Below are 279 nucleotides of genomic sequence, written 5' to 3'. Positions count from 1 at the left end.
CGTTCTTCGTGATCGTGATGGGATTCCAAGAACGGTTTCAGCTCTGGCGTGCGCGACGCAGCACTGCCTTATCGCAGATCGGTGAGGAGAAATGATCATGCGTGCTTTCGTGGTAATCGCAATGATCGGCTGCCTGTCCGCCTGCTCAATGGCGCCCAAACTGGAGCGCCCAATACCACCTGTGCCAGCCAGCTTTCCCGGTTCGGGTAATGCCGCAATGACGCAGGGCAATGCCGTGCCCCCTAACGAAACAGGCTGGCGCACGATGTTCGTCGACCC

General features: G+C 58.8%; 1 pseudogene. It reads left to right on the top strand.

The window, feature by feature from the left end:
- Positions 1-97: 97 nt before the first annotated feature.
- A pseudogene (locus tag SB717_RS35210) lies at positions 98-279 on the top strand (hypothetical protein); the annotation flags it as partial.

The organism is Priestia sp. SIMBA_032, assembly GCF_046535215.1.
Classification (GTDB): Bacteria; Bacillota; Bacilli; order Bacillales; family Bacillaceae_H; genus Priestia; species Priestia aryabhattai.
The sequence above is the reverse complement of the archived record's forward strand: the minus strand, read 5'-3'. Positions and strand labels throughout refer to the sequence as shown.